This is a genomic window from Pseudomonas fragi, from assembly GCF_900105835.1.
In the GTDB taxonomy this organism is placed as follows: Bacteria; Pseudomonadota; Gammaproteobacteria; order Pseudomonadales; family Pseudomonadaceae; genus Aquipseudomonas; species Aquipseudomonas fragi.
The window spans coordinates 258,055-273,227 of the sequence record NZ_LT629783.1 but is presented as its reverse complement, the minus strand read 5'-3'; the positions used below and the strand labels follow the sequence as shown (position 1 = coordinate 273,227).

13 protein-coding genes are annotated in these 15,173 nt (G+C 61.4%); 6 read left to right on the top strand and 7 right to left on the bottom strand.

The window, feature by feature from the left end; all coding sequences use genetic code 11:
- Window positions 1-59 precede the first annotated feature (59 nt).
- From BLU25_RS01235 to BLU25_RS01210, 6 genes are all read right to left on the bottom strand, one after another.
- Complete coding sequence (locus BLU25_RS01235; protein WP_016780536.1) at window positions 60-1,550, bottom strand: DASS family sodium-coupled anion symporter; 1,491 nt, start codon at window positions 1,548-1,550, stop codon at window positions 60-62.
- Window positions 1,551-1,744: 194 nt separating this feature from the next.
- Window positions 1,745-2,530: an energy transducer TonB gene (locus BLU25_RS01230; RefSeq protein ID WP_016780535.1), complete on the bottom strand. Its 786-nt coding sequence runs from the start codon at window positions 2,528-2,530 to the stop codon at window positions 1,745-1,747.
- Entirely contained in the window at window positions 2,527-2,973 is a 447-nt protein-coding gene (gene tolR, locus BLU25_RS01225; protein WP_016780534.1) for a protein TolR, read from the bottom strand. The genes BLU25_RS01230 and tolR overlap by 4 nt, the downstream gene beginning before the upstream one ends.
- Window positions 2,974-2,987: 14 nt before the next feature.
- Entirely contained in the window at window positions 2,988-3,698 is a 711-nt protein-coding gene (gene tolQ / locus BLU25_RS01220; RefSeq protein WP_016780533.1) for a protein TolQ, read from the bottom strand.
- Window positions 3,699-3,746: 48 nt separating this feature from the next.
- Window positions 3,747-5,663, bottom strand: coding sequence for a phytase (locus BLU25_RS01215; protein ID WP_083369481.1), 1,917 nt, complete (start codon window positions 5,661-5,663; stop codon window positions 3,747-3,749).
- Window positions 5,664-5,746: 83 nt separating this feature from the next.
- A complete protein-coding gene (locus tag BLU25_RS01210) occupies window positions 5,747-8,281 on the bottom strand; it encodes a TonB-dependent receptor (RefSeq protein ID WP_016780532.1) in 2,535 nt (844 codons plus the stop codon).
- A 469-nt stretch (window positions 8,282-8,750) separates the two neighbouring features.
- Here BLU25_RS01210 and BLU25_RS01205 point away from each other — a divergent pair, with 469 nt between their 5' ends.
- Both BLU25_RS01205 and BLU25_RS01200 read left to right on the top strand, forming a co-directional pair.
- Window positions 8,751-9,671: a GGDEF domain-containing protein gene (locus tag BLU25_RS01205; RefSeq protein ID WP_016780531.1), complete on the top strand. Its 921-nt coding sequence runs from the start codon at window positions 8,751-8,753 to the stop codon at window positions 9,669-9,671.
- The gene (locus BLU25_RS01200) at window positions 9,668-10,702 is read left to right on the top strand and encodes an AraC family transcriptional regulator (protein ID WP_016780530.1); all 1,035 of its coding nucleotides are present in this window, start codon (window positions 9,668-9,670) and stop codon (window positions 10,700-10,702) included. Before BLU25_RS01205 ends, BLU25_RS01200 begins: the two co-directional genes overlap by 4 nt.
- Before the next feature lie 137 nt (window positions 10,703-10,839).
- On the opposite strand, the gene BLU25_RS01195 is transcribed toward BLU25_RS01200, so the two are convergent.
- Window positions 10,840-11,850 carry an Ldh family oxidoreductase gene (locus BLU25_RS01195; protein WP_016780529.1) on the bottom strand — a complete coding sequence of 337 codons (1,011 nt, stop codon included), beginning with the start codon at window positions 11,848-11,850 and terminating at the stop codon, window positions 10,840-10,842.
- 132 nt (window positions 11,851-11,982) lie between these two features.
- Here BLU25_RS01195 and BLU25_RS01190 point away from each other — a divergent pair, with 132 nt between their 5' ends.
- From BLU25_RS01190 to BLU25_RS01175, 4 genes are all read left to right on the top strand, one after another.
- Window positions 11,983-12,858 carry a MurR/RpiR family transcriptional regulator gene (locus tag BLU25_RS01190; RefSeq protein ID WP_016780528.1) on the top strand — a complete coding sequence of 292 codons (876 nt, stop codon included), beginning with the start codon at window positions 11,983-11,985 and terminating at the stop codon, window positions 12,856-12,858.
- Between the two features lie 13 nt (window positions 12,859-12,871).
- Window positions 12,872-13,627 carry a transporter substrate-binding domain-containing protein gene (locus BLU25_RS01185; RefSeq protein WP_016780527.1) on the top strand — a complete coding sequence of 252 codons (756 nt, stop codon included), beginning with the start codon at window positions 12,872-12,874 and terminating at the stop codon, window positions 13,625-13,627.
- Window positions 13,628-13,731: 104 nt separating this feature from the next.
- Entirely contained in the window at window positions 13,732-14,451 is a 720-nt protein-coding gene (locus BLU25_RS01180) for an ABC transporter permease (RefSeq protein ID WP_016780526.1), read from the top strand.
- Window positions 14,448-15,158, top strand: a complete 711-nt coding sequence (locus BLU25_RS01175) for an ABC transporter permease (protein ID WP_016780525.1) — start codon at window positions 14,448-14,450, stop codon at window positions 15,156-15,158. Before BLU25_RS01180 ends, BLU25_RS01175 begins: the two co-directional genes overlap by 4 nt.
- The last annotated feature ends 15 nt before the right edge of the window (window positions 15,159-15,173 follow it).

The following is a 15,173-nucleotide window of genomic DNA, read 5'->3' as shown; positions in this document are numbered from 1 at the left end:
GACCGCAGTGCGCCCATCGCGGGCAAGCCCGCTCCCACAACAAGCGCGATCCCACCGAGCTACATCCAGCCCAACCAACTCCAGTACGTGGCGCCAAACAGCAGCATCAGCAAGTACCCCACCGCCGTCACAATCAACCCGACCTTGGCGAACTGTTTGGCTGTAAAGGTCTGCGTGCCCAGGCACACCATGTTCTGCGGGGCGTTGATCGGCAGGATAAAACCGTAGCTGACCACAAAGCCCAGCAACATGGTCATGCCCAGGCGGTTGAATTCACCCGGCAAGGTTTGCAGCACCGCGATCAGGATCGGCAACAGCGCCGAGGTCAACGCCGTGGCACTGGCAAAGCCCAGATGAATCAAAATCAAAAACGCCCCCAGAATCGCAAAGATCCCCAGCGGCCCGACCTGATCCAGCCCGGTATTGGCCACCACCTGCCCGCCCAGCCACTGCCCGGCCTGGGTAGTCAGCAAGGCCGTGCCCAGGCTGATACCAACCCCGAACACAATCACCGTGCCCCACGGAATACGCGACTGCACATCTTTCCAGGTCATCACGCCAAATCGCGGCAGCAGTAAAAACACCAGCCCGGCGTAAGTGGTCGAGGTGGTGTCAAAGCTGTGCAGCTTGCCCTCGGTGGCCCAGGCCAGCAGCAAGGCGATCGATACACCCATCAGGCGCTTCTGCGGGCCGGTCATGGGCCCCAGTTCGGCCAGTGATTTTTCTACCGCCTCTTTGCCGCCGGGGATGCTGTCGCTTTCCGGCGGGAGCATTTTGAGCACCACGAACAGCAGCACCACCGACATGATGATCGCCCACGGCGCACCGGCGATCAGCCAGTCGAGCCAATTCACCCGGGCACCGAGCATCTTGTCCATAAAGCCTACGGTCAGCAGGTTTTGCGCGGCCGCCGTCTGAATGCCGACGTTCCAGATACTGGTGCCCTGGGCGACCACAATCATGATCCCGGCGGCGATGTTTGAGCGCTTGTCCACGCCAAAGGCCAGGATCACCCCCATCATGATCGGCACCACGCAGGCACTGCGCGCTGTGGCGCTGGGCACCACCAGACTGAGCAGGATGGTCACCGCAATTGCCCCCAGCAGGATGCGCCGGGTGCTGGTACCGATACGCGACAAAGTGACCAGAGCAATGCGCCGGTCAAGGCCGGTGTGGGTCATGGCCGCGGCGATGAACAGAGCGCCCGCCACCAGCGCCAGGGCAGCATTGGAAAACCCGGTCAGGGCCATGGTGATGCCGGCGGAAGTGCCGTAGAGCCTGGACGGATCATCCAGGGTGGGCGCCATGCCGATCAGGAACGCCATCAGCGAGGTGATCATGATGGCACTGGCTTCGTATGACACCGCTTCGGTGATCCACACCACCACGGCAAACGCCAGGATCGCCAGCATGCGGTGCCCGGCCACGGGCAGGTCGGCGGGCAATGGCAGCAGCAGAATGCCGATCATCACCAGCACAGCAATCACCAGACCTATGGGGAGTTTTACTTTTGCCGCAGCAGGCGTGGGGCTGGTTGCAGGGGCACTCATGGCCATCTCCTTGAACTTGAAAACCCGTGGAGCATAGGTCAAGGCTGCCTGAGGGATGTTGATACTCGTCAGGTGCGCTGCAAACCTTGTGGGAGCGGGCTTGCTCGCGATTGCATCAACCCGGTGTAACTGAACCACCGCAGCGCCTGCATCGCGGGCAAGCCCGCTCCCACAATAGGCCAGAGCTCACAGGGTCACTGGATCTTGTAGTGAAAGGTATTGCGCACCCCCGGCACTGTCACTGGCTGGCCGTCGACCATGCGCGGCTGGTAGCGGAATGTTGCCGCCGCCACCAGTGACGGCCGGATAAACGCCGGATGGCAGTTGCCCACCACTTTGGGGTTGTCGACCTTGCCCTGCGGCGTCACCGAATACTCGACTGTGCAATCGCCTTCAATGCCCTTGTCCAGTGCCCGTTGCGGGTAGTCCGGGGCCTGCTTGCTGATTGGCAGGTACTGGCGCACATCCGCTGCCGCTGCGGCCTGTTGCGCCCGACGGGCGTTGTCCGCCGCTGCAACCCGGGCCTGTTCAGCCACGGCCTGTTGACGCTGGGCCTCAACCTGCTCGGCGCGCTGCTGCGCAGCTTTTTGTTGCGCCACTTGCGCCAGCTTCTGCTCCTCGACGCGTTTGCGCGCCAGCGCCGCCTGTTCCAGTTTGCGCGCCTGTATCTGCGGGTCCACTTTGGGTTTTACCACCTCAGGTTTTGCCTCGACCACCGGCGCCGGCGCCACCACCGGCAACGGCTCCGGAGCAGGCGGCGCGGCGACCGGCTCGGCCGGCAGCATCACCAGCCGGGTTTTCAGGGTCGAGGGCGCAGGTTCCGGCAGTGATTGCTCCATGCTCCAGCCAAGCACCAGGAACGCCACCACGGCGCTGTGCAGGGCCACGCTGACCACCAGCGCCTGGCTGTCACGCCATACCCGCGTCCACGGCAACGGCTGCGCCGGCACCATCGAGCCATGCATCAACGCGGCACTCATTGCGGCGCCTCGGTCACCAGCCCCAGGTTGCTCACGCCACCTTGCTGCAGGGCCGCCATCGCCTTGACCACGCTGCCATAACCTGCCTCGTTGTCGGCGCGGATATACACCTGAGTGTTGCTGTCCTGGGCCACCACCTGCCCAACCTTGGCCTGCAACTCTTCAAGGCTTACGGCGCTGTCGGTCTGGTTTTTGGTGTCCAGTTCACTGCCCAGGTTCCAGTAGTAGCCGCCTTCAGCCTTGACCGACAAGGTGAGGATTTTTTGCTGGCTGTCATTGACCAGAGCTTCGCTCGCAACCTTGGGCAGCTCGATTTTCACCCCTTGGGTCAACATCGGCGCGGTCACCATAAAGATCACCAGCAGCACCAACATCACGTCGATGTAAGGCACTACGTTCATTTCGGCCTTGGGCCCGTGTTTGCGCTGTGGTCGAGCAAGCATATTCAAACTCCCTTTCAAGCGACGGCGGACATGTTCCGCGAACCGGCATGCAGGCTGCGGTACAAGCGCATCTGCACTTCGTTGCCGAGGCTGTAGTAACGGGTCAGCAGGGTCTGGCCACGGGCCGAGAAGCGGTTATAAGCGATGACCGCCGGGATCGCCGCAAACAGGCCGATGGCCGTGGCGATCAGGGCTTCGGCGATGCCAGGCGCCACGGTGGACAGGGTTGCCTGTTGTACCTGGGACAGACCGATAAAGGAGTTCATGATCCCCCATACGGTACCGAACAGGCCGATATAGGGGCTTACCGAACCCACGGTCGCCAAAAACTGCAGGCCTTTCTCCAGGCGAACTTCCTGCTCGCTGATAGCCACATACAGCGCCCGCTCCACCCCTTGCATCACACCATCGGCATCCACCCCCGGCTGCTGCTTGAGCTGGGCGTATTCACTGTAGGCGGCGGCGAAGACTTGCTCGGCACCGGCATCTTCATGGCTGGTATCGCGGCTTTCGCGGTACAGGGCATTGAGCTCACCCTGGCCACGCAAGCGCCGGGCAAAGCTGTCCATGTCGCGCTCGCTGCGGCGCAGGATGGCGCTGCGGCGCACAATCAGGAACCAGCTCAGCAGCGAAGCCAGCAGCAGGGTCAGCATCACGCCCTTGACCAGCAGACTCGCGTCGCTGATCAGGCCCCAGATCGTCATATGTTCCATGGTTGCGTGCATGTTGTTGCTCCAGTAAGGGGGTATTTATAAACGGCTTAAATGACCGGGTTATGGCAGGCGCAACGCCTTGGCCACTTCGCTCCAGGGAATGTACTTGAAGTTCTGCGCCTGCTCGGGCATGCGCTTGCGACCGTCCTGCACCACCAGCATGCCTTTGCTCCACGGGCCGCCGAGGTTGGCCGAGGTCACTTCCAGGCCATCGGTTTCCGACGCGCCATCGATGCCCGCAGCGGCATTGACCCCTACCCGGAACGCACCACGCAGGGCATAGGGCGGCTCGGCATCGACCACCACATAGCTGTCGTTGCCCTGGCTGGAGATCACCAGGTAGTTGTCTTTTTCGGTCTGGTACAGGCCCATGCCTTCGATATCGTCATGCACCGGGCCGCCCACCTTGATCACGCTGGTCAGCGTGGCCGGTTGATCCGGTCGGGCGTCCACTGCCCACACCGCCACATCCTCTTCACCGATAAACAGGCGCTGATTGCGATCGTCTGCCACGCAGCCTTCAGGCTGGGTCGCGACCTTGAACTGGCGCACCAGTTCGCCCTCAACCTTGTCACCCTTGGCGTACAAGCGGTGTTGCACAAAGGTGCCGTCTTTGTCGTTGGCAAAGCTGTAGATCTCGCCCGACGGTGCCTTGAACAGGCACAGGCCGTAGATATCGGTAACCGGCGTGGCAATCTCGCCCGCGGCCTGCACTGTGCCGGTGGCGCGGTCTATGCTGAACACACTGAGGCTGTTGTGATCGCGATTGGTCGCCACCGCCAGATCCACAGTACGCCCGCCCAGCTCGAAGCCCGGGCGCACATCGACGTTGTTCAGCCGCCCAACCGGCAGATGCTGCACGCGTTTACCCTGCAGGTCGTACACCTCAAGGCCCTGCTGCTTGTTGGTGCCCAGCACCCGGCTCAGGGCCGGGGTTTGCGGGTGAACCCAGATGGCCGGGTCATCGGCCGCATCGCCCTGGCTCATCACCACTTCGGTTTGCACCGCAGGTTTTACGCTGACCAGCACAGGGGGCAGGCTGGCCGGTGTGGCTTTCCAGGCCAATGCGCCTTCGTACAACTTGTTGCTGGCACCGTCCTGCACCAGCAGTTGCAGGCCTTGCGGCGTCTGGCGCAGGGCCAGATGCTCGGGCTCGGTGACCCCGGCCAGCAGCAGGCTAGCCACCGGCGCCCAGGCCTTGCCCTGCTGCTGATACAGGTTCAGTTGTGCCGCCTCGGGATCGAGGCCAAGCAAGCCGCCCGGCACCAGGGCCATATCCCCGGCGGATTTTTTCAGGTTGCCAAATGGCTCGACCATCGCCACCGGCACGCGCTCGACGTCGGCCTCGGCATGGGCCGGGTAGGCCCACCAACCGACATTCTCTTCGTTGACGAACAGGTTCTGCGCGGCGTCATCGACCTTGCAGAACTTGGCCTGCGGTGGCAGTGGCAGGCTGCGCACCAGCAGCGGCGTCGGCAGACGGCGGTTGTCGGCCGCCACCAGCCACTGCTCACCCTTGCCCTCTTCACCCACGGTAAACAGGTAGATATTGCTCGCGTCATCCTGGTACAGGCACACGCCGTTCACCGCATAGTCACGGGCAGGCAGATAGGACGGCGCTTGCCATTGATGGCTCTTGGGGTCGAGGTTGAACAGCGCAACTTGCTGCTTGTCCTTGTCGTTACTGGCCACCAGCACCTGATCGCCCAGGGCGCGGCTGTCCAGCCCGGCAAAGGCGCCCTGTACCCGGCTCAGGGTTTTGCCCTGTTTGTCGAGCAGCATCAGGCCCTCGCGCTTGCTCACTGCCAGGCGTTCGTCACCCGTGCCACTGGGCAGGAAGCCCAGGGCCTGGGCCTTGCCGGTGGACCATTGCTGCAAGGCCGGGGCGGCGATATCGGGGGCAGCCTGGACGCTGCCTGCGGTCAGGCAGGCCAGCAAGGGCAGGAAGCGGGGTTTGCGTGTGAACAAATGAGTCATGGGTAATGCCAGTCCGTAAATGGATGAAAGACCGAGTTGCCTGTATCGCGAGCAAGCCCGCTCCCACAGGGGGCATCCAGCGCTTAAAAATGGGTGTAGGTCAGGCCCAGCGAGTAGGTCGGGCCGTATTCTTCGTACTGGTTGTTGAAGCGACTGTTGCCGCTGTACATGAAGTACGGCTGATCCGTGAGGTTCTGGGCGTCGAACTTGAGCTGCAGGTTCTTGGTCAGCGAGTAGCGGGCGCTGAAATCAACAAAGGTCTGCGCATCGACATAGGTGTCATGGGCCTTGTCGTTGACCCCGGCCAGTTCGTAGAGGTAGTCCGACTTGTAGTTGGCTGACAGGCGCAGGCTCAACTTGTCGTCTTCCCAGCCAAGCATCAGGTTGCCAACGGTCTTGGACTGGTTGGGCAAGTCGATATCGCGCTTGAGGCTGGCTCCGGTGGCAGCGTCAACGCCCCTGATGCTGGCATTGGAGCGGCTGAAGGTGCTGTTGGCGCCCAGGATCAAACCGTTCCAGGGTGATGGCAGCCAGTCGAACTTCTGCGAGTAGGCCAGTTCCAGGCCATAGAGCTTGGCGCTGTCGCCGTTGGCGTAGCTGTGGGCTTCGGTGAAGTCGACCCACTCGCCGCTACCCGCCAGGTCGTTGTTATAGACGAAGTTCTTGATGTCCTTGTAGAACAGGAACGCTGACACCGTGCCCGCCTGCCCCATAAAGTGCTCGATGCCAAGGTCGAAGTTGCTCGATTCCAGCGGCTTGAGGTTAGGGTTGCCGAACTCGGCCTTGTCGTCTTCGATCACAAAACCCGGGGCCAACTGGCCAAAGGTCGGGCGCACTACGGTATTGGTCCAGGCCGCACGTACCTGGGTGTTTTTCGCCAACTGGTAACGGGCATGCAGCCCTGGCAGCCAGTGGTGGTAATCGCGCTGGGTGTCCTGGTCTTCAAATACGCCATCGCGCACGCCCGTGCCCTTGGCCTCGAACTCGGTGCCCTCGTAGCGCAGGCCGGCGATAAAGCGCCAGTCATCGATATCCACGGTATTCATCAGATACGCGGCGTTGATGTCTTCGCGCATCTTGAAGTCATTGGCCCGCGAGTCCTGCTCGTTGTAGAAGTCGTCGCGGTTCAGGCCACCGATCAGGTCCTTGATTCCGCCGCCGCTAATGCCCGGGCCGTACTGGCCGAGGTTGTAGTGCAGGTTGCCCTTGTTGAAAGCATTAAGGCTCAGTTGCTCGTCGCTGAAGCCCAGGTCGGAGAAGTCCTTGTAGGTCCAGGCATTGAGGTCGTTGTCCTTGTTGCGCCGGCTGACCTTGCCGCCGAACTTGACCTGGGAGGCGTAGCCCTGCACGTCGTAATCGCGGGCCAGGTCCAGGCGGATGTTTTTCTCGATGTCCTTGGTGTGCTGTTCTTGCCAGTCCACCTTGTCGAGGCTGAAGTTGTTGGGGTCATAAAAGCCTGCGCCGATGATCGGCCGCGGTTTTTCGGTGTCGTAGAAGCCGCCGTCGCCAATGCTGGAGCTGCCCTTGAACGTTGCCCCGGCAATGCCCCCCGGATTGTCTTCGCTGGACTCGCTGTAACCGGCCTGGCCGCTCAGGGTCCACAGGCCCATGGTGCGTTCGCCGCCGAATACATAGGACTGGATTTCCTGGGTTTCCTCGCGCTGCTTGAGCTTGCGCTTGGTTTTGGTTTTGCCCACTTCGTCTTCGGCCTGGGGGTCGGAGAACTCAAAGGCGGTGGAGTTGCGGGTTTCGTTGTCTTCAAAGCGGCTGTACAGCGTGCGCAGGTACAGGCTGGTGTCGTCGTCGGGCTTGTAGTCGAAGTTCAGGCCGCCACCGGCACGCTCGCGGCTGATTTCATAAACACGCTGTTCAAAACTGTTGAGGCGCGCGCCATCGGTGAAATCCCAGTCGCCGCCGGTTTCGACGTTGTCGGAGCGAAAGTCACGCTTGTTCCAGCTCAGCGCTGCGGCCACACCGAAGTTGTCGACGCCGTCGCCCAGGCTGAAACGGTCGCTGATGGCCCCCGATACCTTGGGGCTGGTCTTGTGGCTGTTCTTGTTGTAGCCGGCCTCCGTGCTGCCTGTGAAGAACAGGCCGTCATGGTCGAAGGCCGAAAGGCTTTGCACGTCCACCGTACCGCCCAGGGAGTTGGCGTCCATATCCGGGGTCAGGGTCTTGATCACCGACAGCGATTGCACCAGTTCCGAGGGCAAGACATCCAGGGCCACGGCGCGGCGGGCGCTTTCCGGGGACGGCACCAGCGTGCCGTTGATGGTCACGCTGTTGAGGTCCGGGCCCAGGCCGCGCACGCTGACAAAGCGGCCTTCGCCCTGGTCGCGCTCGATGCTGATGCCGGGCAGGCGCTGCACGGCCTCGGCGACGTTGGCGTCGGGCAACTGCGCCACGCCATCGGCATGCACCACGCTTTCGATGGTGTCCGAGTTGCGTTGTTGCCTGAGTGCCTTGTCCAGGCTGACGGCCTGACCGACCACTTCAACGTGCTCGGTGGCACCGATGGCCGATGTTTCGGCGGCGCTCAAACGCTCGCTGGCGATTGCCAGGGCCAATGCACTGACCGTAAAGCCGACCCACTGCGCCTTGCTGCGACACTTGTACATGCTTGTCCTCCCCCAAAATCGCCCGTCAGGCCGGGCAAATGGCCCGACAACTTGGGAGCGAAAGCTAGGGTCGGTGGATGACAGAGCTGTGACAGCGTTTGGCTAAAACCCCGAAACAGAGGCTTTTTAGCGGTGGAAAAGGGGTAAATGAGCTGATTTGACCTGATTGCCAAGAGATCGGCCCCCGTAGCAGCTGCCGAAGGAACGAGGCTGCGTCCGAGTGCGAAGCGCTCGTAAATGCGGGTTGTCGGATTTACCTGAAACACCGCACAACCTGACTTTACGACGGCTTCGCCGCCGAACGCAGCCTCGTTCCTTCGGCAGCTGCTACGAAATCGGGGGGAACCACGGGCTTGCGTTTCACTTTTTTTTCACCACACACCTGAGCTGATTCGACCCGCAAGCCCCGTCATACAGTTGTCACACCGCTCTGCTCTGCTGACCAGCAATAGGTTTGGGTAGAACTGTGATGACTTGGTTAAACGTGCTTAAACACCACCGCTACAAGCTTGGTTTACTGCTGCTGGCTGCCAATGCCGCGGTGCTGCTGAACCTGGCATTCGGCACCCCCAAAACCTTCAGCGAGTGGCACTGGCTGGATATTTTCGGCGAAGGCGGCACCGCCCTGTTTATGCTGTTCTGGCTGGGGCTGGTGATTAAAAGCCGACCCACCGGCAGGGTCACCAACTACCTGGCGTACGGCCTGTGCTTTATGTTTTTTTCCTGGTGGGTGGATGTGCTCGACGAATTTATCCGCCTGCCCAAGCACATCGGCTGGGATCACTGGATGGAGTCGGCCCCCATGCCCATCGGCATGATCCTGCTGACCATTGGCCTGTTCCACTGGCATCGCGAGCAACAGGCCATTAACCAGCAGATGGAGAAGCGCGAGCGGGTGTTTCGCGAACACCGCCTGTTCGACAAACTGACCCCCCTGGGCGGCGCCGAATACCTCAAGCGCCAGGTCAGCGACTGTCTGGCGCAAAGCGTCGAGCAGCAACAGCCGCTGTCGTTGCTGGCACTGGATATCGACGACTTCACAGCCATCAATCAAAGCTACGGCCACGCCGAAGGCGACGCCGTGCTGCAAGCCCTGAGCCAGTTGCTGCTGCTCAACCTGCGCCGCCACGACCTGCTGTGCCGGCTGGCCGGTGACCGTTTTGTGGTGTTGCTGCCCAATACCGGCGAGAGCCAGGCCCGGCTGCTGGCCCTGGAGCTGCAACAGGCCGTACAGAGTCTGGCCCACAAAACCCGTCAACATGGCGAACGGGTGTATCTGTCGACCAGTACCGCGGTGGTGATGGCTTTCGACGAAGCGCCCGATGAGCTGCTCAAGCGCCTCAACCTGACGCTGGTGCGGGCAAAGCCGCCACGGAGCAAACGCGCATGACCCTGGACAGCCGCTGGTACGAAGCCGACAGCCGATTTATTGCCGGCCACTATCAACCTGCGACCCTGATCGACCTTGCCTTGTCACGGGATATCGACAGCCATCGCCTGCTGCGCGGCACCGGGCTGTTTTACGAGGATATCGTTGCCGGGCACACCCGCCTCAGCCCGCAACAGTGCTTCGCCCTGATCGCCAACGCGCAACGTTTGCTTGAAGCCGATGACAGCAGTTTTCTGTTTGGCCAGCGCCTGTGGCCGGGGCATTACGGTCCGGCCAGCCATGCCCTGCAACAGGCGCAGAACCTGCATCAAGCCCTGGAAACCCTGATCCATCACCGCGCCCTGCTCAGCCCCTTGCTCACCCCGCGCCTACTCCTGGACGACAAGTACTGCTATGTGTACTGGCTCGACAGTTGCGGAGCCGGGGAGCAATTGCGTTTTGTGCTGGAGGCCAGCATGACGGCGCTGAAGGCCATGAGTCAGTGGCTCAGCGGCGAGCGCCTGCCGTGGGAATGCAGCTTTAGCCACCCGCAGCCGCGCTATATCGAGCAGTACTGGGTGCATCTGGGCGAGAACACCCAGTTCGGTTGCCAGCTGGACATGATGCGCCTGCCCCGCGAATACCTGACCCGACCCTGGCCCAACGCTTCGGCCATTGCCCGGCAAGTGGCCCATCAACAGGCGCAGGATCAGTTGCACAGCCTGGGGTTTCGCGCCAGCCTGCTTGACCGCTTGTATGTGTACTTGCGCAACAACGCCCAACAGGCGCCAGGCCTTGAGCAGGCTGCGCAACATTTTTCGGTGAGCCAGGCCACCCTCAAGCGCAAGCTGAACAAGCACGGCACCCATTTTCAGGCCCAGCAGGATCAGGCGCGCAAGCATATGGCGCTGTACCTGTATCAGATCAAGGGCCTGAGCAACGAAGCCGTGGCCGAATACCTGAACTTCAACGACCCGGCGAACTTTCGCCGGGCCCTGAAGCGCTGGACGGGGTGTACGCCCAACCTGATACGGCAGTTTTTGGCGTTGTAAGCCACCACCAAAACCTGATGCGCGCAGATGGATTGTGGGAGCGGGCTTGCTCGCGATGCAGGCTACGCGGGTTATCTGGCGAACCGCGGCGATGCAATCGCGAGCAAGCCCGCTCCCACAGGTTTTGCGGTGTTCAGTTAACCTGCCAGTTCGCGCAATTTGGCCAGTTCTTCAGCCCCCAGCGGAATTCCTTCGTCCAACGATTTGGCACGTTCGATAAAGCGTCGATCACCTGGCATGCGCTCCAGCCCCACCGCATGCATCTGCCGCACCAGTTCGGCGCTGCGCTGGGCAAAGCTGTTGCCGCCGGATTTGCTCGGGTCTATCACGATCAGCAATTGCCCGGTCCAGGGCGTCTGCGCCCCTGGGTGTTGCGACCAGTCAAATTCGAACGAGAAGTTACCTCCCGTCAACGCCGCCGCCAGCAACTCGACCATCATCGACAGTGCCGAACCCTTGTGCCCGCCAAAAGGCAGCAAGGCGCCACCGTCGAGAATGGCTTTCGGGTCTTCGGTCGGCTCGCCCTGCTTGTCCACGCCCATGCCGGCAGGCAACGAGTGCCCCTTGCGTGCGGCAATTTGTACGTCGCCATGAGCAATCGCACTGGTGGCCAGGTCGAATACGATGGGGTTGCCATCAGCGCACGGTGCGGCAAAGGCAATCGGGTTAGTGCCAAACAGGGGTTTTTGCGCGCCGTGGGGCACCACGCAGGTCATGCTGTTGACCACGCTCAAGGCCACCAGGCCTTCTTCGGCAAACGGCTCGACATCCGGCCAGAGTGCCGCGAAGTGATGGGAGTTACGAATCGCCAGCACCGCAATCCCGGCACTGCGGGCTTTTTCCACCAGCAACTCGCGGGCGGCTGCCAACGCAGGCTGGGCAAAGCCCCCCGCCGCATCCACGCGAATAAACCCCGCGGCGACGTCTTCAACCACCGGCACCGCCTGGCCATTGACCCAGTTGCTGGCCAGCGACGACAGATAGCCCGGAATGCGAAACACGCCATGACTGTAGGAGCCATCCCGCTGTGCCCGTGCGCAGTTATCGGCCAATACCCCGGCAACCTGCCGGGATGTGCCATGACGCTCGAAAATCCGCTGCAGCAAAGCGGTCAATTCGGCGAGGGAAAGCGACTGCGTGGAAGACATTCTGGCGCTCCAATCTGATTATTTTTGTCTGAGGCAAACTATCCTTCGATGACAGTTCTCTGTCAATTGTTGACTTAATGACAGAAAACATTCACTTTCTGCAACGCGCTGAAATAAAAACAGGAAGCAGTCGTGAGCCAGCCGATTAAACAACGCCTTGAAAGCAGTCTGTCAACCGCCGCACCTTCGGGTCGAGCGATTGCCAGCTACATGCTGGCCAATCTTTACGAACTGCCCTTTCAGACCGCCGCCGACATCGCCAGCAAACTGGGAGTCAGCGAATCCAGTGTCGGGCGCTTTTGCCGCTCCCTGGGCTACAGCCATTTCAAGGATTTGAAAAACGATCTCAAGGACGACCTGGGCGACGGCCCGTGGCTGGTCGGTGATCGCCTGCAAGAATTCCGCCAGCAATCGAGCCAGAGCCCGCAGGCCTTGCCGCGCAGCTTCGAGCTGGAAGTCGGGGCGCTGGTCAAGGTCTACGAATACAGCCTCACGCCGCAGTGGCAGGCCGTCAGCCAGCGCCTGGCCACACGGCGCAAGGTGTTTGTCGCAGGGTTCCAGACCGAGCGCGGGATCGCCGCCTCGATGGTGCATTTGCTGCAATACCTGCGCGACGGCGTGCAACTGGTGGACGGTGCCGCCGGGCATTACGCCGACGTACTGCTGTGCCCGCCCGCCGACTGTGCCCTGGTGGTGTTTGAAGCCCGCCGCTATTCACGCCACGCCCAGCTGCTGTGCCGCAAGGCGCGCGAGGCCGGGATCGAGGTCACGTTGATCACCGACACCTTCTGTGACTGGGCCGACCAGAGCGCCAGTGAAGTGTTCCGCGTGCCCACCGAATTCAACCTGTTCTGGGAATCCACCGCGGCCATGCTGTCGCTGGTGCATCTGCTGATCAACGAAGTGTGCAAACAACTGGGGCCTGACGTTGAAAAGCGTCTTGAGGCAACCGCGGCCTTACACAATGAGTTCGTGGGCTACACATCCTCACCCGGATCAAAACAATAAAACGAGGTGCTAGATGAAATACGTCATTCGCTTTGCAAGTGCATGCGCCCTGGTGGCCGCCGTTGCAGCCAACGCTCACGCCGATACGCTGACTATCGCCACCGAAGGCGCCTACCCTCCTTTCAACACCACCAATTCTGACGGCACGGTGTCCGGCTTTGACGTCGATATCACCAATGCCCTGTGCGAACGCATGAATGCGCAGTGCAAGATCGTTGCCCAGGACTGGGACGGCATCATCCCGGGGCTGATGGCGAAAAAGTACGACGCTATCGTGGCTTCGATGATCGTGACCGATGAACGCAAGAAGAAAATCGCGTTCACCAATCACTACTACCGCACGCCTCTGTCCATTGCCGTACCTAAAGACTCTGACATCACCGATGCCCAGATCGACTTCAAGGGCCGCACCATCGGTGCCCAGGGTGCTGCAACCCAGGGCATCTACGCCGAAGACCATTACGAAAAAGCCGGGGCCAAGCTCAACCTGTACCCGACCTTGGACGAAGCCAATGCCGAGCTGAAAAACGGCCGCGTCGATGCGGTAATTGCCGACAAATTCCCGCTGCTGGAGTGGATCAACAAGGCCAGCGACGACTGCTGCAAGATCATCGGTGACGTCAACGGCACCAATGCCGACGCGGCCATTGCCGTACGCCAGAGCGACACCGTGCTGCGCGAGCGCTTCAACAAGGCGCTGGACGAAATCGTGGCTGACGGCACTTACAAGAAGATCAGCAGCAAGTACTTCGACTTCGACATTTACTGAGTCGCCTGCCCTCGTTTGAGGGCCTCCCTGCCATTGACCCGGCCCTGCGCACCTGAAGTGCGCGGCGGCTGAATTTCGGCCCAATTTTGCCCGGGGACTCGAGCATGCTCGATCAACTCTCACTCCTTTCTTTTGCCAGTGGCGGCTGGGGCTCGGCGCTGCTCGCCGGTGCGCTGGTGACCATTGCCCTGGCCTTGAGCTGCCTGCCCATCGGCTTGCCCCTGGGCCTGGCCGTAGCGGTGGCGGCACGCTCGAAAAACCGCTGGCTGCGGGCGTGGGCGACCACTTTTTCTACAGTATTTCGTGGTCTGCCGGAACTGCTGACCCTGCTGATCATTTATTACGGCTGCCAGATCGCTGCGCAAAAAATCCTCGCCATGATGGGCTACGACGCCCAGGTGACGATCAATACCTTCGTCGCCGCGATGGTGGCTTTTAGCCTGGTATTTGCCGCCTTCTCCAGCGAGATCTGGCTGGGCGCATTCAAGACCATCCCCAAGGGCCAGTTCGAAGCGGCCTCGGCCCTGGGCCTGAGCAAATTCACCACCTTTCGCAAGGTGGTACTGCCGCAACTGGCACGCATCGCCCTGCCCGGCCTGTCTAACAACTGGTTGTCGCTGCTCAAGGACACCTCGCTGGTGTCGACCATTTCCCTGGTGGACCTGATGCGCCAGACCAACCTGGCGGTGAGCGTGACCAAAGAGCCGATGCTGTTCTACACCGTCGCTTGCCTGGGTTATCTGTTTTTCTCGGCGATCTCGGGGCGCCTGTTCGCCTTCCTTGAGCGCTACTTCAGCCGCCACCAACGGAGCGTGCAGCCATGAGCCTGGCGGACCTGCAAAACATGTTTCTCAACCCCGATTTGCTGGAACGCTACGGCCCGCGCTTTATCGACGGGCTGCTGGTCACGGGCAAGCTGGTGGCGATTTCCTTCACCCTCGGCGCCTTGCTGGGCTTGCTGATCGCCCTGGGGCGTTTGTCCAGCAACCGTTTCTTGCGCAGCTTCACCGGCGCCTATGTGTATTTCTTTCGCGGCTCGCCGCTGCTGGCACAACTGTTTTTGCTCTACTACGGCCTGGGCTCATTCAAGGGCTTCTGGCAGGACGTTGGGCTGTGGTGGTTTTTCCGCGATGCGTGGTTCTGCACCCTGCTGGCCTTTACCCTCAACACGGCGGCGTATCAGGCCGAGATCCTGCGCGGCAGCATCCTCTCCGTGGCCCAGGGCCAGCGTGAAGCCTGCAAGGCCCTGAACCTGTCGCGCTGGACCGCCTTTCGCAAAATCATCCTGCCGCAATCGCTGCTGGTGGCCATCGGCCCGCTGGGCAACGAGCTGATCCTGATGATCAAGGCCAGTGCGATTGCCTCGCTGGTGACCATATACGACCTGATGGGCGTGACCAAGATGGCGTTCTCGCGCAGTTTCGACTTCCAGGTCTACCTGTGGGCCGCCGTGCTCTACCTGCTGATCGTGGAAGTGGTGCGCCGCAGCCTGAAGCTGATCGAAGGCCGCCTCGGCCGTCACTTGCAGTAAGCCCATTGTCCGGGC

Coding starts and splice junctions, on each gene's coding strand:
- BLU25_RS01175 (WP_016780525.1), top strand. CDS start 14,448: ATGAGCCTGGCGGACCTGCAAAACATGTTTCTCAACCCCGATTTGCTG.
- BLU25_RS01205 (WP_016780531.1), top strand. CDS start 8,751: ATGACTTGGTTAAACGTGCTTAAACACCACCGCTACAAGCTTGGTTTA.
- BLU25_RS01180 (WP_016780526.1), top strand. CDS start 13,732: ATGCTCGATCAACTCTCACTCCTTTCTTTTGCCAGTGGCGGCTGGGGC.
- BLU25_RS01200 (WP_016780530.1), top strand. CDS start 9,668: ATGACCCTGGACAGCCGCTGGTACGAAGCCGACAGCCGATTTATTGCC.
- BLU25_RS01195 (WP_016780529.1), bottom strand. CDS start 11,850: ATGTCTTCCACGCAGTCGCTTTCCCTCGCCGAATTGACCGCTTTGCTG.
- tolR (WP_016780534.1), bottom strand. CDS start 2,973: ATGCTTGCTCGACCACAGCGCAAACACGGGCCCAAGGCCGAAATGAAC.
- BLU25_RS01215 (WP_083369481.1), bottom strand. CDS start 5,663: ATGACTCATTTGTTCACACGCAAACCCCGCTTCCTGCCCTTGCTGGCC.
- tolQ (WP_016780533.1), bottom strand. CDS start 3,698: ATGCACGCAACCATGGAACATATGACGATCTGGGGCCTGATCAGCGAC.
- BLU25_RS01210 (WP_016780532.1), bottom strand. CDS start 8,281: ATGTACAAGTGTCGCAGCAAGGCGCAGTGGGTCGGCTTTACGGTCAGT.
- BLU25_RS01230 (WP_016780535.1), bottom strand. CDS start 2,530: ATGAGTGCCGCGTTGATGCATGGCTCGATGGTGCCGGCGCAGCCGTTG.
- BLU25_RS01185 (WP_016780527.1), top strand. CDS start 12,872: ATGAAATACGTCATTCGCTTTGCAAGTGCATGCGCCCTGGTGGCCGCC.
- BLU25_RS01235 (WP_016780536.1), bottom strand. CDS start 1,550: ATGAGTGCCCCTGCAACCAGCCCCACGCCTGCTGCGGCAAAAGTAAAA.